The sequence below is a fragment of the Erythrobacter sp. W302b genome (assembly GCF_046452395.1).
GTDB lineage: Bacteria > Pseudomonadota > Alphaproteobacteria > Sphingomonadales > Sphingomonadaceae > Erythrobacter.
In genome coordinates, this window is sequence record NZ_JBKFDH010000001.1 from 29,022 (window position 1) to 47,338 (window position 18,317).

The 18,317-nt window shown below is 65.1% G+C and carries 22 protein-coding genes; 11 read left to right on the forward strand and 11 right to left on the reverse strand.

The features are described from left to right. Positions 1–8: 8 nt before the first annotated feature. A complete protein-coding gene (locus tag ACLBKT_RS00165) occupies positions 9–752 on the reverse strand; it encodes a YebC/PmpR family DNA-binding transcriptional regulator (protein WP_410180981.1) in 744 nt (247 codons plus the stop codon). Between the two features lie 89 nt (positions 753–841). Here ACLBKT_RS00165 and ACLBKT_RS00170 point away from each other — a divergent pair, with 89 nt between their 5' ends. Further along, positions 842–1,513 carry a type II CAAX prenyl endopeptidase Rce1 family protein gene (locus ACLBKT_RS00170; RefSeq protein ID WP_410180982.1) on the forward strand — a complete coding sequence of 224 codons (672 nt, stop codon included), beginning with the start codon at positions 842–844 and terminating at the stop codon, positions 1,511–1,513. Here ACLBKT_RS00170 and ACLBKT_RS00175 read toward each other — a convergent pair. The 4 genes from ACLBKT_RS00175 to ACLBKT_RS00190 all read right to left on the reverse strand — a co-directional run bounded on the left by ACLBKT_RS00175 (position 1,510) and on the right by ACLBKT_RS00190 (position 3,087). Further along, entirely contained in the window at positions 1,510–1,905 is a 396-nt protein-coding gene (locus ACLBKT_RS00175; RefSeq protein WP_410180983.1) for an N-acetyltransferase family protein, read from the reverse strand. The genes ACLBKT_RS00170 and ACLBKT_RS00175 overlap by 4 nt on opposite strands. A gap of 65 nt (positions 1,906–1,970) precedes the next feature. After that, positions 1,971–2,318, reverse strand: coding sequence for a heavy metal-binding domain-containing protein (locus tag ACLBKT_RS00180; RefSeq protein WP_410180984.1), 348 nt, complete (start codon positions 2,316–2,318; stop codon positions 1,971–1,973). A gap of 84 nt (positions 2,319–2,402) precedes the next feature. After that, the gene (locus tag ACLBKT_RS00185) at positions 2,403–2,648 is read right to left on the reverse strand and encodes a DUF2312 domain-containing protein (protein ID WP_101794274.1); all 246 of its coding nucleotides are present in this window, start codon (positions 2,646–2,648) and stop codon (positions 2,403–2,405) included. Between the two features lie 130 nt (positions 2,649–2,778). Continuing rightward, positions 2,779–3,087 (reverse strand): DUF1244 domain-containing protein, encoded by a 309-nt coding sequence (locus ACLBKT_RS00190; protein WP_410180985.1) that lies wholly within the window; start codon positions 3,085–3,087, stop codon positions 2,779–2,781. Positions 3,088–3,152: 65 nt separating this feature from the next. On the opposite strand from ACLBKT_RS00190, the gene pyk reads away from it, so the two are divergent. The 3 genes from pyk (at position 3,153) to ACLBKT_RS00205 (ending at position 5,435) form a co-directional block, all read left to right on the forward strand. After that, entirely contained in the window at positions 3,153–4,625 is a 1,473-nt protein-coding gene (pyk, locus tag ACLBKT_RS00195) for a pyruvate kinase (protein WP_410180986.1), read from the forward strand. A gap of 97 nt (positions 4,626–4,722) precedes the next feature. Then, positions 4,723–5,037 (forward strand): I78 family peptidase inhibitor, encoded by a 315-nt coding sequence (locus ACLBKT_RS00200; protein WP_410180987.1) that lies wholly within the window; start codon positions 4,723–4,725, stop codon positions 5,035–5,037. 26 nt (positions 5,038–5,063) lie between these two features. Next, on the forward strand, positions 5,064–5,435 hold the full coding sequence (locus tag ACLBKT_RS00205) for a RidA family protein (RefSeq protein WP_410180988.1): 372 nt from the start codon (positions 5,064–5,066) through the stop codon (positions 5,433–5,435). Here ACLBKT_RS00205 and ACLBKT_RS00210 read toward each other — a convergent pair whose 3' ends face one another. Then, the gene (locus ACLBKT_RS00210; RefSeq protein WP_410180989.1) at positions 5,436–5,840 is read right to left on the reverse strand and encodes a hypothetical protein; all 405 of its coding nucleotides are present in this window, start codon (positions 5,838–5,840) and stop codon (positions 5,436–5,438) included. Between the two features lie 125 nt (positions 5,841–5,965). Here ACLBKT_RS00210 and ACLBKT_RS00215 point away from each other — a divergent pair, with 125 nt between their 5' ends. The 5 genes from ACLBKT_RS00215 to mmsB all read left to right on the forward strand — a co-directional run bounded on the left by ACLBKT_RS00215 (position 5,966) and on the right by mmsB (position 10,452). After that, complete coding sequence (locus tag ACLBKT_RS00215) at positions 5,966–7,111, forward strand: acyl-CoA dehydrogenase family protein (RefSeq protein ID WP_410180990.1); 1,146 nt, start codon at positions 5,966–5,968, stop codon at positions 7,109–7,111. Beyond that, positions 7,108–7,506 (forward strand): VOC family protein, encoded by a 399-nt coding sequence (locus ACLBKT_RS00220; protein WP_410180991.1) that lies wholly within the window; start codon positions 7,108–7,110, stop codon positions 7,504–7,506. The genes ACLBKT_RS00215 and ACLBKT_RS00220 overlap by 4 nt, the downstream gene beginning before the upstream one ends. Further along, positions 7,503–8,561 carry an enoyl-CoA hydratase/isomerase family protein gene (locus ACLBKT_RS00225; protein WP_410180992.1) on the forward strand — a complete coding sequence of 353 codons (1,059 nt, stop codon included), beginning with the start codon at positions 7,503–7,505 and terminating at the stop codon, positions 8,559–8,561. Before ACLBKT_RS00220 ends, ACLBKT_RS00225 begins: the two co-directional genes overlap by 4 nt. Positions 8,562–8,683: 122 nt before the next feature. After that, positions 8,684–9,481 carry an enoyl-CoA hydratase-related protein gene (locus tag ACLBKT_RS00230; protein WP_410180993.1) on the forward strand — a complete coding sequence of 266 codons (798 nt, stop codon included), beginning with the start codon at positions 8,684–8,686 and terminating at the stop codon, positions 9,479–9,481. Between the two features lie 104 nt (positions 9,482–9,585). Further along, positions 9,586–10,452, forward strand: coding sequence for a 3-hydroxyisobutyrate dehydrogenase (gene mmsB, locus ACLBKT_RS00235; RefSeq protein ID WP_410180994.1), 867 nt, complete (start codon positions 9,586–9,588; stop codon positions 10,450–10,452). Positions 10,453–10,519: 67 nt separating this feature from the next. Here the strand turns inward: mmsB and wecB are convergent, their stop codons facing one another. The 5 genes from wecB to cysD form a co-directional block, all read right to left on the reverse strand. After that, a complete protein-coding gene (gene wecB, locus ACLBKT_RS00240) occupies positions 10,520–11,659 on the reverse strand; it encodes a non-hydrolyzing UDP-N-acetylglucosamine 2-epimerase (protein WP_410180995.1) in 1,140 nt (379 codons plus the stop codon). Continuing rightward, positions 11,656–12,960 carry a UDP-N-acetyl-D-mannosamine dehydrogenase gene (gene wecC, locus ACLBKT_RS00245; RefSeq protein WP_410180996.1) on the reverse strand — a complete coding sequence of 435 codons (1,305 nt, stop codon included), beginning with the start codon at positions 12,958–12,960 and terminating at the stop codon, positions 11,656–11,658. The genes wecB and wecC overlap by 4 nt, the downstream gene beginning before the upstream one ends. A gap of 106 nt (positions 12,961–13,066) precedes the next feature. Further along, on the reverse strand, positions 13,067–13,828 hold the full coding sequence (locus ACLBKT_RS00250) for a 3'(2'),5'-bisphosphate nucleotidase CysQ (RefSeq protein WP_410180997.1): 762 nt from the start codon (positions 13,826–13,828) through the stop codon (positions 13,067–13,069). Continuing rightward, a complete protein-coding gene (cysN, locus tag ACLBKT_RS00255) occupies positions 13,825–15,735 on the reverse strand; it encodes a sulfate adenylyltransferase subunit CysN (RefSeq protein WP_410180998.1) in 1,911 nt (636 codons plus the stop codon). The genes ACLBKT_RS00250 and cysN overlap by 4 nt, the downstream gene beginning before the upstream one ends. After that, complete coding sequence (gene cysD / locus ACLBKT_RS00260) at positions 15,735–16,637, reverse strand: sulfate adenylyltransferase subunit CysD (RefSeq protein WP_410180999.1); 903 nt, start codon at positions 16,635–16,637, stop codon at positions 15,735–15,737. The genes cysN and cysD overlap by 1 nt, the downstream gene beginning before the upstream one ends. A gap of 144 nt (positions 16,638–16,781) precedes the next feature. Between cysD and ACLBKT_RS00265 the strand changes: the two genes are divergently transcribed. Then, positions 16,782–17,864, forward strand: coding sequence for a CaiB/BaiF CoA transferase family protein (locus ACLBKT_RS00265; RefSeq protein WP_410181000.1), 1,083 nt, complete (start codon positions 16,782–16,784; stop codon positions 17,862–17,864). Next, on the forward strand, positions 17,864–18,313 hold the full coding sequence (locus ACLBKT_RS00270) for a MaoC family dehydratase (protein ID WP_410181001.1): 450 nt from the start codon (positions 17,864–17,866) through the stop codon (positions 18,311–18,313). Before ACLBKT_RS00265 ends, ACLBKT_RS00270 begins: the two co-directional genes overlap by 1 nt. Positions 18,314–18,317: the final 4 nt, after the last annotated feature.

An 18,317-nucleotide genomic window follows, 5' to 3' on the forward strand; every position in this document is an offset into this window, starting at 1 on the left:
CCAGCGTTTCAGCCCAACTTCTCCATCACCGCGTCGGAGATTTCGTAGTTCCCCCATACGGTCTGCACATCGTCGTCATCGTCGAGCGCGTCGATCAGCTTCATCAGCGTGCCAGCGGTCGCTTCGTCGACGTCGACGCTCAGCACCGGCTTCCACGCCAGCTTCACATTGTCCGCCGGGCCGAGCACCTTTTCGAGCTCGCCCGCAACGCCGTGCAGCGCATCGGCGGCGGTCCAGATGGTGTGGCCGTCTTCCGAGCTTTCGACATCATCCGCGCCCGCTTCGATCGCGGCTTCGAGCATTGTTTCCTCGTCACCCACGCTGGCGCTGTATTCGATCAGCCCGCGCCGTTCGAAGCCATGCGAGACCGAGCCTTCCGAGCCGAGGTTCCCGCCGTTTTTGGAAAAGGCGGTGCGCACGTTGGTTGCGGTGCGGTTGCGGTTGTCGGTCAGTGCTTCAACAATCAGCGCGACGCCGCCGGGGCCATAGCCTTCGTAGCGGATTTCGGCGTAGTCCTCGCCGCCCGCCATGCTCGCCTTGTCGATCGCGCGCTGGATATTGTCCTTGGGCATCGACTGCGCCTTGGCGGCGTTGACGGCGAGCCGAAGGCGCGGGTTCATGTCGGGATCGGGCATGCCCATCTTGGCCGCGACGGTGATCTCGCGGCTCAACTTGGAGAACATCGCCGAGCGTTTCTTGTCCTGCGCACCCTTGCGATGCATGATGTTTTTGAACTTGGAATGGCCTGCCATTGGACGACTTCACCGAAAATGTTGGAAATGGTGGCGGGGGCCTTACTCCGGCAGGCGCGCTCGGCGCAAGGGCGCGCATCGTCGATGTAATGCGGTTTGCGCTGCGTCCGAGCTTCGTTGCAGAACCGATCGCAACAGGTTGGCAGGCCGTTAAGGCGCTGGCGGTGCTGCTTGCGATCAGCGTTGCGATCATGATCCCGCTCGGCTTGATACTGGTTCAGGTTGACCTTCCGACGGCGATCCGTGGGCAACGGGTCGAACCTCCACCAAAGCAGCTTCGTGACCTTTTCGTCGCGCTGGCGTTTGCGCCAGTCTTCGAAGAATTGGTGTTCCGCTCCTGGCTGTCGGGACGGGTCGCGGCGCTGCGCTACGGGCTCTTCGGGCTTGTCGCACTCATGCTCTTGCTGGCGGACATCGCACTTGCGACCAGCGGGAGAGCGCTGTCCGGTTTGGCGGTAGTGGTAGCGTTCGCCGGGCTTGTGCAATGGGTGCGGACGCACGAAGCTGACCGGGCCGTGCCGTCATGGTTCATTGCGCAATTCCGCTGGTTCGTGTGGGGATCATCGCTGATATTCGGGCTGATCCACCTCGGCAATGATGACACGCCGTCAGGACTGCTTGGGCTAATTGCGGTCGCGCCGCAGATGATTGGCGGTGTCCTTCTCGCCTACACCCGCACGCGGCTGGGATTGGGGTGGGCGATCCTCCATCATAGCCTCTACAATGCCGTGTTTTTCGGCGTACCCGCTGCTTTGCGCTAAGGCGCGATGTCGAAGTGGAGCGCGGTGATCTGCTCGACGGCAAGCTTGCGGTAGAGCGCCCGAGCGGGCTCGTCCTCGGGGTCGATGTCGGCCTGTACGAAGATCGTCCAGGCGCCGATGTCCCGGGCAATGACCCTGAGATGATCGATCAACGCGCTGGCAACGCCCCGCCGACGAGCCGCTTCAAGCACCGCCAGATCATAGATGTAAATCTCGCTGCGGGCCTGTTCGAACTTGGGCAGGACATAGGCCGTCAGCGCCCCGACCGGGATGCCGTCCCGTTCGGCGAGCAAGGCGATGTGATCGGGATTGGCCAGCCAGCGCGCCGCCCACGGCTCGTCCGGCGGCGCATCGGCATAATCCTCGGGGGCCTCGAAGGCTTCCGCGAACACCGCATTGATGACCCGCAGACCGGCAATGTCGCCCGGCCCGACGCGGCGGATGGTCGCCGCTCCGGTCAGACCCGCACCGCCGTGCCGCTGGCGCTCACCATCAGCATCGAACCGTTGGGGCCGATCACCTCGTAGTCGAGGTCGATTGCAACCACGGCATTGCCGCCCAGTGCCGCCGCTTCGGCCTGAAGCTCCTGAATCGCCTGCGTGCGGGCATCGGCGAGGATGCGTTCATAGCTCCCCGACCGCCCGCCGACGATGTCGCGGATGTTGGCGAACAGATCTCGGAACAGGTTCGCGCCGACGATCACCTCGCCGGTGACGATGCCGAGGTAGTCCTGGATCGGACGGCCTTCGAGCGTCGGGGTGGTGCTGACGATGACGCCGCGCGAATCTTTCCAGGGGGATGCCATGGGAGTGTCTCCTCTCAATGCTGTCTTACCGAGATAACACAGCTTGGCGCAATTTCAATGACAGACGCGCGCAGGCCTGCCGCCTCACGCCATCCCGAGCGCGGTCTTGTAGGTCTCCAGCAGCATGTCCTGCTCGCTGCGATCATCGGGCTTCATCTTCCGAAGACGCACGATCTGGCGCATGATCTTGGGATCATAGCCGACCGCCTTGGCTTCCATGTAGACGTCGCGGATGTCGTCGGCGATGCCCTTCTTTTCTTCCTCGAGGCGTTCGATGCGCTCGATCAGCAGGCGCAGGCGGTCATCGGTCGATTGGGCTTCGTCGGCCATGGGGGGGCTCCATATTGTGTGAGAATCGGTTTCCCGGTGCGATAGCCGCGCGGGGCTATGCGTTGAAGGCGCTGTGCAAAAGTTCCTGCGCCGGTCCCACCCCGTCCTGAAAGGATGGGGTGGGACGGGCCTATTCTGCGTTCTTCGCCACGCTCTCGGCCATCCGGGCGAGCTGTTCTTCGGTTGCCGGGGTCTGGCGGGTCGCTTTCCATTCCGCACTGGGCATCCCGTGGATCACTTCGCGTGCGGCTTCCTTGTCGCCGGGGTAGCCCGCATCGCGAATCCAGTCGGCCAAGCAATTGCGGCAGAACCCGGCGAGCCCCATCAGATCGATGTTCTGGGCATCGTGCCGGTGCCGCAGATGCCGCACCAACCGGCGGAAGGCGGCGGCGGCCTGCGCGTCATCGAGGCTGTCGAGCGGATCGGCATTGCTATTCATCGCGGCTTTTCCTTGAGTTGAAAAACGGGTGTGCCATAGGCGACCCTAACGAGGGATCACCAAAAATGTCACGACGCGATCAGTCACGGATCGACCCGCGCGGCCGCAAGGTCAAAATTCTCGCCACCATCGGACCGGCCAGCCGCTCGCCCGAGATGCTTGAGCGCCTGGTGCGGGCGGGGGCCGATGCCTTCCGCCTCAACATGAGCCACGGCGCACATGCCGATCACGAGGCGGCGGTGCACGCGATCCGGGCGCTCGAAAAGCAGTTCGCCCGCCCGATTGCGATCCTTGCGGACCTGCAAGGGCCCAAGCTGCGCGTCGGCACGTTCAAGGATGGTCAGGCGGTGATCCGCCATTCGGGCCACTTCGTGCTCGACCGCGACGAGACGCCGGGCGACGAAAACCGCGTCTGCCTGCCGCACCCGGAACTGTTCGGCATCATGGAGCGTGGCCAGCGCCTGCTGATCAATGACGGCAAGATCCGCCTGAAGGTGCTCGAAGCCGATGACAGCCGCATCCTGTGCAGCGCCGAAGTCGGCGGGGTGATCTCCGACCGCAAGGGCGTCAACGTCCCCGATGCCGAGGTGCCGATCCCGGCGCTGACCGAGAAGGACCGCCGCGATCTCGCCTTCGCCACCGAGCACGGGGCCGACTGGATCGGCCTCAGCTTCGTGCAGCGACCAGAGGACATCGCCGAAGCCCGCAAGCTGATTGGCACCCATGGCACCGCGATCTGCGCCAAGATCGAAAAGCCGCAGGCCGTCCAACGGCTCGATGCGATCATCGAACTGGCTGACGGCATTATGGTCGCCCGCGGCGACCTGGGCGTCGAGCTGGAGCCCTACGAGGTGCCGCCGCTGCAAAAGCGCATCGTCAACGCCGCGCGCCGGGCGGGCAAGCCGGTGATCGTGGCGACGCAGATGCTCGAGAGCATGATCGAGGCTCCGACGCCGACCCGCGCGGAAGTCTCCGACGTCGCCAACGCGGTCTATGACGGGGCCGACGCCGTGATGCTCTCGGCCGAAAGCGCAGCGGGGGCATGGCCGGAAGAATCGGTCGCGATGATGGACCGCATCGCGGTGCAGGTGGAGCGGGACGAAGGCTACAAGGCGCGGGTGCGTTTCCTCGATACGCCGCCCGATGCGACCACTTCCGACGCGCTGGCCCATGCCTGCATGACCATCGCCGATACCGTGCCGATCAGCGCGATCACTGTGTTCACCACCAGCGGCTCGACCGCCCGCCGGGTGGCGCGCGAGCGTCCGGCGACTCCGGTGCTCGTGCTGACCCCTTCGATCCGCACCGCACGCCGGATGGCGCTGCTGTGGGGCGCACACGCGGTGGCGACCAAGGACATCGGCAGCTTCGAGGAAATGATCGGCAAGGGCAAGCGCATGGCGCTGCGGCACAAGTTCGCCAGCGCGGGGGCCAAGCTGATCGTGCTCGCCGGGGTGCCGTTCGGGATGCCGGGGGCGACCAACCTGCTCCACGTGGTGAGCGTGACTGGCGACGAGCTGGAAAAGCACAAGAATTAGCGCGCGCTTCGGCCGCGATATGTGCGCAAGCGCCTATGCGTGCTTCAATCGCTGTCCACCGCTTGCTATGCATGCCTCTCATCCGAGGGAGGACGTCATGAAGCAGGCTATTCTGGGGATCGCGACGCTCGCGCTGTCGGGTTGCGTCGTGAGTATCAACGACACGGCGTCCGATGGGGCCGAGCCTGTGCCTCCGCCGCCCGCGCCGATGGTGTGCAATGCCGCAGCGGCGCAGTCCCACGTCGGCCGCACGGCGTCGCAATCGAACGGGGAAGCGATCCTCAAGGACAGCGGCGCGCGGACCCTGCGCTGGGGCCCGCCGAATGCGGCCTGGACGATGGATTACCGTGAGGATCGGGTGAATGTGCGGTATGACGCGCAGATGAAGATCGTCGAGATTACCTGCGGATGACGGATGACACAGCGGCCCGGCACAGGGTGACATCGGGCTCCCCATACGAGGCGATCTTCGGTTTCGCCCGTGCGGTGCGAGAGGGCAATCGGATTATCGTCGCCGGGACCGGCCCGGTCGAACCGGATGGCTCCACCACGCCCGGCGATGCCGCCGCGCAGGCGACGCGGGTCTGCGCGATCATCGTGGCCGCGATCGAGGAATTGGGCGGCAGCGCGGCAGACGTGGTGCGCACCCGGATGCTGCTCACCGATCCGGCCGATCAGGATGCGGTGGGGGCGGTCCATGCGCAGTTCTTCGGCGCGGCCCGTCCGGCGGCGACCATGGCTGGCGTGGCTTGGCTGTGCCGCCCCGAATGGAAGATCGAGATCGAGGCCGAGGCGGTCATCCGCGGTTGATCACCCGCCGGTCTGCCCGGCGCGCTCGTGCATAGCCGCCGCCAGCCGTGTTTCGAGCAAGGCGATCAGGGCGGTCAGATCGGGTAGCGCATCAAGCTCCGCCGCGCTGACCAGCACCTCCGGCACCGGCGCTCGCCCGCTCAGCAGGATCACCGGTAAGGCCAGATCGCCCCCCTCCGGTTGGCGGCGAAACTCGTCGCGGTAGAGGAACCGCGTCGGCAGACCGGTCCCGTCAAGGAACCGCCGCCACTCGCCCTGCATCGAGACCTTGCCATAGGTCAGCGCGCACAAGGCGCAGGGGTAGGTTGATGGCGACACGAGTTTGTGCACCATGTCGCCCAATGCCGAAATCAGGCCGCTCTTGGCATTATAGACGAAGATCAGGGTCACAGTTGTGCTTATCATTCGGATACATACGCCCCATCAATGCATCCCGATGTGGCACGGACACGCCACACTAGCAAATTTCCGCAAGCCATGATCCCGCGCCGCTCTTTTCGAGGGCGAACAAGGCGGCTAGAGCACCTGCCATGCACGGACAGTTTCAACTCACCGAAGACCAGCTTGCCATCCGCGAGGTTGCGCAGCGCTTCACCGCCGACCAGATCACGCCCCACGCGGCCGAATGGGACGAAAAGCACATTTTCCCGCGCGAGACGATCCAGCGCAGCGCCGAACTCGGCTTTGGCGCGATCTACGTCTCCGAACAGTCAGGCGGCATCGGGCTCGGGCGGCTGGAAGCGGCGCTGATCATGGAGGCGATGGCCTATGGCTGCCCTTCTACCAGCGCCTTCATCTCGATCCACAATATGGCCGCGTGGATGATCGACCGCTTCGGCGGCGAGGCGGTCAAGGCCAAGTACCTTCCCGATCTCGTCACCATGGACAAAATCGCCAGCTACTGCCTGACCGAACCCTCGAGCGGATCGGACGCCAGCGCCCTGCGCACCACGGCACGGCGGGACGGCGACCACTTCATCGTCAACGGCACCAAGCAGTTCATTTCGGGCGCGGGCGCGAACGAGATCTACGCGGTGATGGTCCGCACCGGCGAGGATGGGCCGAAGGGCATTTCCTGCCTCGTGATCGAAAAGGACATGCCCGGCGTCAGCTTCGGCGCGAACGAAAAGAAGCTCGGCTGGCATTCGCAGCCGACTGCGCAACTGGTGCTCGAAGATGTGCGCGTGCCGGTCGAAAATCTCGTCGGCGGCGAGGGCGAAGGCTTCCGCATCGCGATGATGGGGCTGGATGGCGGCCGGCTGAACATCGGCGCCTGCTCGCTCGGCGGGGCGCAGCGGTGTCTTGACGAGGCGATCCAGTACACCAAGGGCCGCAAGCAGTTCGGGCAGGCCGTGGCCGAGTTCCAGAACACCCAGTTCATGCTCGCCGATATGGCGACCGATCTCGAAGCCGCGCGTGCGCTGCTTTATCTCGCGGCGGCCAAGGTCACCGACAACGCGCCTGACAAGACCCGCTTTTCCGCGATGGCGAAGCGGCTGGCGACGGATAATGGCTCGTCGGTCGTCGACCGCGCGCTGCAATTGTTCGGCGGTTACGGCTACCTCCAGGACTACCCGATCGAGCGCTTCTGGCGCGATCTGCGCGTCCACTCGATCCTTGAAGGCACCAACCAGATCATGCGGATGGTGGTGGGCCGCGACCTGCTGCGCCAGTGAGCGCCGTGCGTCTTGCCCTGACGACATTGGTGGTGCCCGAATACGACGCAGGGATCGCATTCTGTGTGGGCGCGCTCGGGTTCCAGCTGATCGAGGACCGCGATATGGGCGCAGGCAAGCGCTGGGTCGTGGTTGGCGGAGCCGAGGGTGGGCGGTTGCTGATTGCGAAGGCCGCCAACGACGCGCAAGCCGCTGCCATCGGCAAGCAAACCGGCGGGCGAGTCGGCTTCTTTGCGCACACCGATGATTTTGCAGGTACCCATGCGCGGCTTATCGATGCAGGGGTGCAGTTTCACGAGCAGCCGCGCCACGAAACCTATGGCACAGTTGCCGTCTTCAGCGATCCATTTGGCAATCGCTGGGACCTGATCGAACCGAAAGAACCGGGGCAATGACCGAAGACGTTCTCATCCGCACCAATGGCCCGATCGGCCATATCAGCCTCAATCGCCCCAAGGCGCTTCACGCGCTGACGCTGGAGATGTGCCACGCGATGAGCGCGGCGCTGACGGCGTGGGCAGGCGACGACAGCATCAAGGCGGTGATCCTCGATCATGCCGAAGGGCGCGGGTTCTGTGCGGGCGGTGATATCGCCTTCCTGCGCAACTCGGCGCTGAATGATGGCGGTGCATCGGGACGGCGGTTCTTCCACGACGAGTACCAGCTCAACCACCAGATGTTCACCTATGACAAGCCCATCGTCGCCTTCATGGACGGCATCACGATGGGCGGCGGCGTGGGGATTTCGCAGCCCGCGAAGTATCGCGTCGCGACCGAGAACACCCGGTTCGCCATGCCCGAGACCGGGATCGGACTGTTCCCTGACGTGGGCGGCGGCTGGTATCTGTCGCGGCTCGGGCGCAGGCTGGGCCAGTTCCTGGCCTTGACGGGGGCGCGGCTCGATGGGGCCGAATGCCTGTGGACCGGGCTGGCCACGCATTATGTCCCGCACAACATGGTTGAGGACCTGAAGGCGCGCATTCACGATCATCCCGATCGGATTTCGGGCATCCTCAGCGAACCGGTCGGTACCCCTCCCAAAGCGCGGATCGAGTCCAACGCGGATCGGATCGCCAAGCATTTCGCGTCCGATTCCTACGAGGACATCCTCGCCAGCCTCGAAGCGGCTGCCGATGCCGGTGACGACTGGGCGATCAAGGAACGCGATACGCTCGGCACCAAGAGCCCGCAGACCTGCAAGGTCGCGCTGCGCCAGCTGGCGGAAAGTGCGGCGCTGACCGACTTCGCCGACAATATGCGCATGGAATACCGCATCGCCAGCCGCGTGCTGACCCGCCCGGATTTCGCTGAGGGCGTGCGCGCGGTGATTGTCGACAAGACCAATGATCCCAAATGGGACCCGGCTACCCCCGAAGGCGTGACCGAGGATTTGCTCGACGCAATCTTCGCGCCCCTGCCCGAGAGCGAGGAGTGGGCACCGCTCAGCTAATCACCCCCCCAGCACCGACATGCTGAACGTGTTTCAGCATCCATTTTGCCAATAGCGCAGTCGGTGCGGGCCGAAGCATGGACCCTGGAACGAGTTCAGGGTGACGAAGGAGAGAAAGGCCGATGGCCACATACGAAACCATCACCGCCGAGCCGAATGCGCGCGGCACCACCGGCGTCACGCTGCTGACGATCAACCGCCCGCAGGCACTGAACGCGCTCAACTCGAAGGTTCTCGAAGAGCTGATCCACGCCTTTGCCGCCTATCAGGCCGATGGCTCGCAGCTCTGCGCAATCCTCACCGGCAGCGGCGACAAGGCCTTTGCCGCCGGGGCCGACATCAAGGAAATGAGCGAGAAGGTGGCGGCCGACTTCTACATCGACGATTTCTTCAGCCCTTGGACGAGCGAAATCGTCAAGAAGACCCGCAAGCCGTGGATCGCGGCGGTGAATGGCTTTGCCTTGGGCGGCGGGTGCGAATTGGCGATGATGGCGGACTTCATCATCGCTTCGGACAAGGCGCGCTTCGGCCAGCCTGAAATCAAGCTCGGCGTGGCTCCGGGCATGGGCGGATCGCAGCGGCTGACCCGTGCGATCGGCAAGTCGAAGTCGATGGAAATGTGCCTCACCGGGCGGATGATGGATGCGACCGAAGCGGAGCGCAGCAACCTCGTCGCCCGCGTGGTTCCGCATGAGGAACTGATCGCCGAGACGCTCAAGACGGCTGCGACGATCGCCGGGATGCCGCCGATGGCGGTGATCGCCAACAAGGAAATGGTGAACTCGGCCTTCGAGATGACCCTCGATCAGGGCCTGATTGTCGAGCGCCGGATCTTCCAGATCCTCGCCGCGTCCGAGGACAAGGTCGAGGGCATGGCGGCGTTTATCGAGAAGCGCGAAGGCCAGTGGAAGGGGCGGTAGGTTCAGGCGTCACCCCAGCGAAAGCTGGGGCCTAGGGCTTCGAGCGCGGCACCCAGCCGCTTGAGATCCCAGCTTTCGCTGGGAAGACGGGAGAGAGGAAAGCCATGAAAATCGCCTTTATCGGCCTCGGTAACATGGGCGGCGGGATGGCCGCGAACCTTGTGAAGGCGGGCCATGATGTCCGCGCGTTCGATCTCAGCGAACCCGCACTTGCGTCTGCGCGCGATGCGGGGTGCAGCACATTCGCCACCGCGAAGGAAGCCTGCGAAGGCGCTGAAGCGGTCGTCTCGATGCTGCCCAACGGCGCCATCGTGCAGCAGGTCTATTGGGACGACGTTATCGGCCACGCCCCGGAAGGCGCGATCCTGCTCGATTGCTCGACCATCGATGTTGCCACCGCGCGCGAGGTGATCGCCGTTACCGAACAGCATGGCTACCAGATGGTCGATGCGCCTGTGTCCGGCGGGATCGCCGCGGCGGCGGGCGGCACGCTCACCTTCATGGTCGGCGGCTCTGACGCGGCCTTCGCCCGCGCCAAGCCGATCCTTGACGCGATGGGCAAGGCGGTGATCCATGCTGGCGCAGCGGGGACGGGGCAGGCGGCCAAGATCTGCAACAACATGCTGCTTGCGATCCACATGATCGGCACCTGCGAAGCCTTTGCCATGGCGCAGAAGCTGGGGCTGGATGCGCAGACGTTCTACGACATTTCCAGCGTCTCGAGCGGGCAGAACTGGTCGATGACGTCCTATTGCCCGGTTCCCGGCGTTGGCCCGGTGACCCCCGCGGACAACGACTATCAGGGCGGGTTCGCGGCGGGCCTGATGCTGAAAGACCTGCGCCTCGCCATGGAAGCGGCGCAAGGCGCGGGCGCAACGGTGGCGCTGGGCGAACACGCGCGCGCGATCTACGAAGCCTTTGCCAAGGACAATGCGGGCACCGACTTTTCGGGGATTATCCGCACGCTTTGAGCTTCGCCAATCGCTGGGTCTCAACCCGTTCCTCGCCATCTTGCGGGGCCGCTGCCAAGGCGAAAGCCTACGGAAAAGTGCCCGCAATGATGGTGGCGATTTGCCGGCTGGCGGTGCCGTCGCCATAGGGATTGTGCGCGCGGGACATGGCCTCATAGGCGGCCGGATCATCCAGCAGGCGCGATGTTTCTGCAACAATGACAGCCGCATCAGCGCCGACCAGCTTGGCTGTCCCGGCGGCGACACCTTCCGGCCGCTCGGTCGTGTCGCGCATCACCAGCACCGGCTTGCCGAGGCTGGGGGCTTCCTCCTGAATGCCGCCGGAGTCGGTCAGCACGATATCGCTCGCCGCCATCATCGCCACAAAATCGAGGTAATCCAGCGGGTTGATCAGCGCGATGTTGTCGCGCCCCGCCAGCGCCGGTTGCATCACGCCGCCAACGTTGGGATTGGGGTGCAGCGGATAGATGATCGCCACGTCATCGCGTGCGGCAAGCATCTGCAAAGCCTGTGCAATTTGCACCATCCCGGCCCCGAAATTCTCGCGTCGGTGGGCTGTCACGGCGATGATCCGCTTGCCCGCAAATCGCGCCTTGAGCGGGGCGATCGCCGGTGCCAGAGCGGGGTCGGCCGCGATCTTTGCCCGCGCGTAAAGCAGTGCATCGATCACGGTGTTGCCGGTCACGTGAATGGATTTTTCATTCACGTTTTCGAGGCGTAAGGCCGCTGCCGCCGTTGCGGTCGGCGCGAAGTGCAGGTCGGCGATCACGCCTGTCACCTTGCGGTTCACCTCTTCGGGCCAGGGCGAATAGATGTCGCCGCTGCGCAAACCCGCCTCCACATGCCCCACCGGGATGCGCCGGAAATAGCACGCGAGGCTGGCCATCATCGTCGTCAATGTGTCGCCATGCACCAGCACATGATCGGGCCGCAACTCGTCCAAAACCTGCCCAAAACGCGTTATGAGCCGCGATGAGAGCGCATCGAGCGACTGATCCGGCTGCATCAGATCGAGGTCGACATCGGGCACCAGACCGGCCAGCGCCAGCACGGAATCGAGCAGCTCGCGGTGCTGCGCGGTCACCACGACCCTCACATCGAACCGCCCGGTTTCCCGCAGCGCGGCGACCACCGGGAACATCTTGATCGCTTCGGGCCGGGTGCCGAAGGTCACCAGAATGCGGGGCAGCCCGCCGCGGTCTGTCATCGCCGCAACATGCCCCGCGTGTCGAACACCAGCTTGCCCGCCAGATCGGCGGCGGAGAGATGCTTGAACGCGGTGTGATCGACCAGCACCACCACAATTTCCGCCTGCCGCAGCGCGGCGTCAAGCGTCACCAGCGTTGCCCCCGTGCCTTTGAACGCCTTGGGCAATTCTTCGGTAAAGGGCTCGACCACCACTATGCGGTTCCCATGCGTGTGGGAAAGGGCCTCGGCGATTTCGAGCGCGGGGCTTTCGCGGAAGTCGTCGATGTCGGGCTTGAAGGCAAGGCCGAGCAGCGCGACCTTGCCCTCGGGCGCGGCATCCAGCAGCGCGCGGATCTTGCTTTCGGTGTGCACCGCCTTGTGATCATTGACCTCGCGCGCGGTGCGTACCAGTCGCGCGGCCTCAGGCGCGCCGGCGACGAGAAACCACGGGTCGACCGCGATGCAGTGCCCGCCCACGCCGGGGCCGGGCTGGAGGATGTTGACGCGCGGGTGACGGTTGGCGAGGCGGATCACCTCCCACACATCCACCCCGATCACATCGGCGATCATCGACAGTTCGTTGGCGAAGGCGATGTTGACGTCGCGGAAGGAGTTTTCGACCAGCTTGACCGTCTCGGCCACGCGCGCGGTGGTGGTGAGGCAGTCGCCCTTGACGAAGCTCGTATAGAGCACAGCCGCGCGTTCGGCGCAGGTCGGGGTAACACCGCCGATCACGCGGTCATTATGCACCAACTCGTTGACGATCCGGCCCGGCAGCACGCGCTCGGGGCAATAGGCCAGCGCGATGTCCGCCTCGTCCTCGCAGCCATCGCGGGGGACAACCAGATCGGGGCGCGCTTCGGCGATGATCGCGGCGACGCGCTCGGTCGTGCCGACGGGCGAGGTGCTTTCGACGATGACGCAGGCGCCCGGCACAATCCGGGGCGCAATCGCGCGGGCGGCGGCTTCGACATAGGAGATGTCGGGAGAATTATCCGGCCCCAGTGGCGTGGGGACGGCGATCATGTAGAAGCTGGCGGTCGGCACCTCGGTCGAGGCGACCAGTGTTTGCGCGGTGATCGCGTCGTGCACCAGCTTGTCGAGGTCGCGCTCTTCAATGTGCACGCCGCCCGCATTCACGGTGTCGACCACCTTCTGCGAGACATCAACGCCGCACACGCTCCAGCCGTAGCTGGCGAGCAGCGCGGCGGTTGGCAGGCCGATATAGCCAAGGCCAATCACCGCAACCTGATGATCCGGTGCGGGATGGGCGAGGCCCTTGCGCCCAAGCGCGGCGGTGGCATCGAAAGGAGCATTCATGCGAGGTCGTGTCCCGGTTTTCAGCCGGAACATTGCCCGCAAAGCCCTTAAAATCGCGTTAGGCTTGCTGCGATTTTCACCATGCGGCGGCGGGGCCGCGGCTCAGTCACGGGCTTCCAGCGATGCGCGCCACTTCGGCGAGCACCCGTTCGGCCCATTCGGCGCGGCAGATCAGGAGATCGGGCATATAGGTGAGAGGCTGGTTGTAGACGAGCGGGCTGCCGTCGATGCGCGAGCAGTGGAGCCCGTGCGCCAGCGCCACGGCCACGGGGGCGCAGCTGTCCCATTCGTGCTGGCCGCCGGAGTGGAGATAGACCTCCGCCTCGCCGCGCACCACGGCCATCGCCTTGGCCCCGGCGCTGCCCATCGGCACCAGATCGCCGCCCAGCGCTTTGGCGACCTCCTCGGCCTCGGGCGCGGGGCGGCTGCGGCTGACGAGAAAGCGCGGGCGGGCCGCCATGGGCGGGAGCGGCTGCGGCTGGTCAGAACGCAGCACCACGCCGCCGTTGAGGTCGGGCAGCGCGACCGCGCCGATGCTCGCCACACCGTCCACCGCAAGCGCGACATGCACCGCCCAATCGGACCGCGCCTCGCCATATTCGCGGGTGCCATCGACAGGATCGACGATCCACACCCGGCTTTGGGAACAGCGCCGGGTATCGTCCTTCTCTTCTTCCGAAAGCAGGCCATCCTCGGGCCGCGCCGTGCGGATCGCATCGCACAGCAAACGATTGGCGGCAGCATCGCCCGCATCGCCCAGCGCCTTGCCGGTCAGGCCCGATCCGGCCCGCACGTCCAGCGCCAGTTGCCCGGCCGCGTAGGCCAGCCGCGCCGCCAGCGCGGCATCATCAAGATCGGTCAGCGTCATTTGAGCGGCAGGATCTGCTGGATAATGAAGCGCGCGGCTTCCTCCGGCGTCATGTCCACTGTGTTGACGCGGATTTCGGGTGCCTCAGGCGGCTCATAGGGGCTGTCGATCCCGGTGAAGTTCTTGAGCTGGCCGGACCGCGCCTTCTTGTAGAGGCCTTTCACATCGCGGGCTTCGGCGACGGAGAGCGGGGTATCGACGAAGATTTCGATGAACTCGCCTTCGGGCAGCATCTCGCGCACCATCTGCCGCTCGGCCCGGAAGGGCGAAATGAAGGCGGTGAGCACGATCAGCCCGGCATCCGCCATCAGCTTGGCGACCTCGCCTACGCGGCGGATATTCTCGATCCGGTCCGCCTCGGTAAAGCCGAGATCGCGGTTCAGGCCGTGGCGCACATTGTCGCCATCGAGCAGGAAGGTGTGGCGGTTCATCACGAACAGCTGCTTTTCGACCTCGTTGGCGATGGTCGATTTGCCAGAGCCCGACAGGCCGGTGAACCACAGCACCTTGGGCTTCTGGTTCTTCATCCCCGCGTGATTGTCGCGGGTGATCGCGACCGGCTGCCAGTGGACATTGTCCGCGCGGCGCAGGTTGAATTCGATCATCCCGGCGGCGACCGTGGCGTTGGTGAACTTGTCGATCAGGATGAACCCGCCGAGCTGGCGGTTGGCGCTATAGGGCTCGAAGGCGATCGGACGGTCGGTCGCGAATTCGGCGACCCCGATGGCGTTGAGCGTCAACGTCTTGGCAGCGAGATGTTCGAGGCTGTTGACGTCGATCTCGTATTTGGGCGGCTGCACGGTGGCGGTGACCATCTGCGTGCCGAGCTTGAGCCAATAGCCGCGCCCGGGCTTCAGCGCCTCTTCGTCCATCCACACGAAGGTCGCGCAGAACTGGTCGGAGGCCTGCGGCGGATCGCCCGCGGCGGCGATGAGGTCGCCCCGGCTGCAATCGACCTCGTCGGCGAGCGTGAGCGTGACGGACTGGCCCGCCACCGCCTCCTCCAAGTCGCCGTCAAACGTGGTGATCGTCTTGATCGTGCTGGTCTTGCCCGAAGGCACGATCCGCACCGCGTCGCCCGGGCGGATGGTGCCGCTGGCGATCTGGCCCGCAAAGCCGCGGAAATCGAGATTGGGGCGATTGACCCATTGCACCGGCATGCGGAAGGGTTGGGCTTGCGCGGCAGCGGCGTCGACCTCGACGGTTTCGAGATAGTGGATCAGCGACGGCCCGCCATACCACGGCGTGTTGGCCGAAGCCGCGGTGATATTGTCGCCCTTGAAGCCCGAGATCGGGATCGCGGTGAAGTCGGCAATCCCGATGCTGGTGGCGAAGGCGCGGTAATCGGCCACGATCCGGTCAAACACGGCTTGGTCATAGCCGACCAGATCCATCTTGTTCACCGCCAGCACCACATGGCGGATGCCCAGCAGGTGAACGAGGTAGGAATGCCGCCGCGTCTGTTGCAGCACGCCCTTGCGCGCATCGATCAGGATCACCGCAAGGTCGGCGGTCGAGGCGCCCGTGACCATGTTGCGGGTGTATTGTTCGTGCCCCGGCGTATCCGCGACGATGAACTTGCGCTTTGCGGTCGTGAAAAAGCGATAGGCGACGTCGATCGTGATCCCCTGCTCGCGCTCGGCCGCGAGGCCATCGACCAGCAGGGCGAAGTCGATGTCCCCGCCTTGCGTGCCGTGTTTGATGCTGTCGGATTCGAGCGCCGCAAGCTGGTCTTCGAAGATCATCTTGGAATCGTACAGCAACCGTCCGATCAGGGTCGACTTGCCATCATCGACAGAGCCGCAGGTGATGAAGCGCAGCAGGCTCTTGTGCTGGTGCGCCTCGAGATAGGCGTCGATATCCTCGGCGATGAGGGCGTCGGTCTGGAAGGAGGAGGGCGTGTCCATCAGAAATACCCCTCCTGCTTCTTGTCTTCCATGCTGGCCGATTGCCCCTTGTCGATCGCGCGGCCCTGGCGTTCCGATCCCGTCGCGAGCAGCATTTCCTGGATGATGTCGTTCATTTCCGTCGCGTCACTGATGGTGGCGCCGGTCAGCGGGTAGCAGCCCAGCGTGCGGAAGCGGACGGAGCGGGTGACGGGCTCCTCGCCCGGTTCCAGCCGGAAGCGGTCGTCATCCACCACGAGGATCATCCCGTCACGCTCCACCGTCGGGCGGGGCTTGCTGAAATAGAGCGGCACGATGTCGATCTTTTCCAGCGCGATATATTGCCAGATGTCGAGCTCGGTCCAGTTCGAGATCGGGAAGACGCGGATGCTTTCGCCCTTGGTCTTCTTGGCGTTGTAGAGGTTCCACAGCTCCGGGCGCTGGTTCTTGGGGTCCCAGCGGTGCGCGGCTGAGCGGAAGGAGAAGATGCGCTCCTTCGCGCGCGCCTTTTCCTCGTCGCGCCGCCCGCCGCCGAAGGCCGCGTCGAAGCCATGCGCGGTCAGGGCGCGCTTCAGCGGATCGGTCAGCTGCGCCTGGCTGTAGAGCGCGCTGCCGGTGTCGAAGGGGTTGATCCCCTGCGCCTCGGCGTCTTCGTTCTGGGCGATGATCAGCTTCAGCCCATAGTCGCGCACGGTCTTGTCGCGGTGGGCGAGCAGATCGGCGAAATCCCACCCGCTCGCCACATGCAGCATCGGGAAGGGTGGCGGCGCGGGGTAGAAGGCCTTGCGCGCCAGATGCAGCATGACCGAGCTGTCCTTGCCCACCGAATAGAGCATGACCGGGTTTTCCGCCTCGGCCACGACTTCGCGGAAGATATGGATGCTCTCGGCCTCAAGCCGTTCAAGATGGGTCAGACTTCGCATGGGAGTGCAGGTAAAGACTGCGCGGCCCGTCACAAGCAATTTTGCCTTTGCGCTGCGATGGAGCGCCTTGGGATGGGGCTGGCAATGTGGAGACTTGCTCTTGGCTTTGCGGCGCGCTTAAGGCTTGCCGAAAGGGAGAGATATATGAGCCATCCGTCCGGGCCGCTTGCGGGCCTTCGCGTTCTTGAATTCAGCGGGATCGGCCCCGGCCCGCACGTGGCGATGCTGCTGGCCGATCTGGGCGCAGAAGTGGTGCGGATCGATCGGCCGGGTGCCGGCGTCAGCAACCCGGTGGTGGAGCGCGCCCGCCACCGGCTCGCGGTCGATCTGAAAAGCGATGAGGGCAAAGCGACCGTGCGTGCCGCCGCCGCCGCCGCCGACGTGCTGATCGAAGGCTTCCGCCCCGGGGTGATGGAGCGTCTGGGGTTGGGGCCGGACGAGCTGCTCGCTGCCAACCCGCGCCTTGTCTATGCGCGGATGACCGGCTGGGGGCAGGACGGCCCGCTCGCACAGGCCGCGGGGCATGACATCAATTACATCGCCATTACGGGCGCGCTTGCGGCGGTCGGCAAGGCGGGCGAGACCGCGACCCCGCCGCAAAACCTTGTCGGCGATTTCGGCGGCGGGTCGATGTATTGCGCCTTCGGGATCATGGCCGCGCTCTATGAACGCGAACGCTCCGGCAAGGGTCAGGTGGTCGATGCCGCCATCGTCGACGGGGCGACCAGCCTGATGAGCTTCTTCTTCGGGGTGCGCCACTTGCCGCACGTCACCACGGAGCGCGGCAAAGGGATGCTCGGCGGCGCGGCGCATTTCTACCGCTGCTTCCGCTGCGCGGACGGGAAGGAAATCTCGCTCGGGTCGATTGAGCCGCAGTTCTATGCCGAGATGCTCCAGCGCGCCGGTGCGCCCGCAGAATTGGCGCAGGGCCAGATGATCCCGACCAATTGGGACGATTACGCCGCGAAGCTGGCGGCGCTGTTCCTTACCAAGACGCAGGCCGAGTGGTGCGAGCTTCTGGAAGGCACCGACGCTTGCTTTGCCCCGGTGCTTGGCATTGATGAGGTGCGCGAGCACCCGCACATGAAGGCGCGCGGCGCTTATGTGGAGCATGACGGAATGTGGCACACCGCGCCCGCCCCGCGTTTCAGTCGCACGCCGGGCGCGGTCCGGTCGAGCGCGGATGACGGCGCCGATGTCGTCGCGCGCTGGGCGGAGCAGGGCTGATGGCCGGGAAGTTCTTCGACGAATGGGTGGTGGGTGAGCGGATCGAGCATGACATCCGCCGTACTGTGACCGAGACGGACAACCTGCTGTTCTCCACGATGACCCACAACCCGCAGCCGCTGCATCTGGATGTCGAAGCGGCCAAGGCGAGCGGCTATGGGCAGATTCTGGTGAATTCGACCTTCACCTTCAGCCTGCTGGTCGGACTGTCGGTGGGCGATACGACACTCGGCACGCTGGTCGCCAATCTCGGCTTCGACAAGGTCGTCACCCCCAAGCCCGTTTTCATCGGCGATACCCTGCGCGCGGTGAGTGAGGTGAAGGACCTGCGGGAAAGCAAGTCCCGCCCCGATGCCGGGATCGTCACCTGGACGCATGAAATGTGGAACCAGCGCGATGAAGTGGTGTGCCGGTGTGAGCGGTCAGCCTTGATCCAGCGCCGGGGGTAGCCGA

Excerpts from the sequence above, each read along its gene's own strand:
- ACLBKT_RS00165 (WP_410180981.1), bottom strand. The coding sequence starts at position 752 with ATGGCAGGCCATTCCAAGTTCAAAAACATCATGCATCGCAAGGGTGCG.
- ACLBKT_RS00170 (WP_410180982.1), top strand. The coding sequence starts at position 842 with ATGCGGTTTGCGCTGCGTCCGAGCTTCGTTGCAGAACCGATCGCAACA.
- ACLBKT_RS00180 (WP_410180984.1), bottom strand. The coding sequence starts at position 2,318 with ATGGCATCCCCCTGGAAAGATTCGCGCGGCGTCATCGTCAGCACCACC.
- ACLBKT_RS00185 (WP_101794274.1), bottom strand. The coding sequence starts at position 2,648 with ATGGCCGACGAAGCCCAATCGACCGATGACCGCCTGCGCCTGCTGATC.
- ACLBKT_RS00190 (WP_410180985.1), bottom strand. The coding sequence starts at position 3,087 with ATGAATAGCAATGCCGATCCGCTCGACAGCCTCGATGACGCGCAGGCC.
- pyk (WP_410180986.1), top strand. The coding sequence starts at position 3,153 with ATGTCACGACGCGATCAGTCACGGATCGACCCGCGCGGCCGCAAGGTC.
- ACLBKT_RS00200 (WP_410180987.1), top strand. The coding sequence starts at position 4,723 with ATGAAGCAGGCTATTCTGGGGATCGCGACGCTCGCGCTGTCGGGTTGC.
- ACLBKT_RS00210 (WP_410180989.1), bottom strand. The coding sequence starts at position 5,840 with ATGATAAGCACAACTGTGACCCTGATCTTCGTCTATAATGCCAAGAGC.
- ACLBKT_RS00215 (WP_410180990.1), top strand. The coding sequence starts at position 5,966 with ATGCACGGACAGTTTCAACTCACCGAAGACCAGCTTGCCATCCGCGAG.
- ACLBKT_RS00225 (WP_410180992.1), top strand. The coding sequence starts at position 7,503 with ATGACCGAAGACGTTCTCATCCGCACCAATGGCCCGATCGGCCATATC.
- ACLBKT_RS00230 (WP_410180993.1), top strand. The coding sequence starts at position 8,684 with ATGGCCACATACGAAACCATCACCGCCGAGCCGAATGCGCGCGGCACC.
- mmsB (WP_410180994.1), top strand. The coding sequence starts at position 9,586 with ATGAAAATCGCCTTTATCGGCCTCGGTAACATGGGCGGCGGGATGGCC.
- wecB (WP_410180995.1), bottom strand. The coding sequence starts at position 11,659 with ATGACAGACCGCGGCGGGCTGCCCCGCATTCTGGTGACCTTCGGCACC.
- wecC (WP_410180996.1), bottom strand. The coding sequence starts at position 12,960 with ATGAATGCTCCTTTCGATGCCACCGCCGCGCTTGGGCGCAAGGGCCTC.
- ACLBKT_RS00250 (WP_410180997.1), bottom strand. The coding sequence starts at position 13,828 with ATGACGCTGACCGATCTTGATGATGCCGCGCTGGCGGCGCGGCTGGCC.
- cysN (WP_410180998.1), bottom strand. The coding sequence starts at position 15,735 with ATGGACACGCCCTCCTCCTTCCAGACCGACGCCCTCATCGCCGAGGAT.
- cysD (WP_410180999.1), bottom strand. The coding sequence starts at position 16,637 with ATGCGAAGTCTGACCCATCTTGAACGGCTTGAGGCCGAGAGCATCCAT.
- ACLBKT_RS00265 (WP_410181000.1), top strand. The coding sequence starts at position 16,782 with ATGAGCCATCCGTCCGGGCCGCTTGCGGGCCTTCGCGTTCTTGAATTC.
- ACLBKT_RS00270 (WP_410181001.1), top strand. The coding sequence starts at position 17,864 with ATGGCCGGGAAGTTCTTCGACGAATGGGTGGTGGGTGAGCGGATCGAG.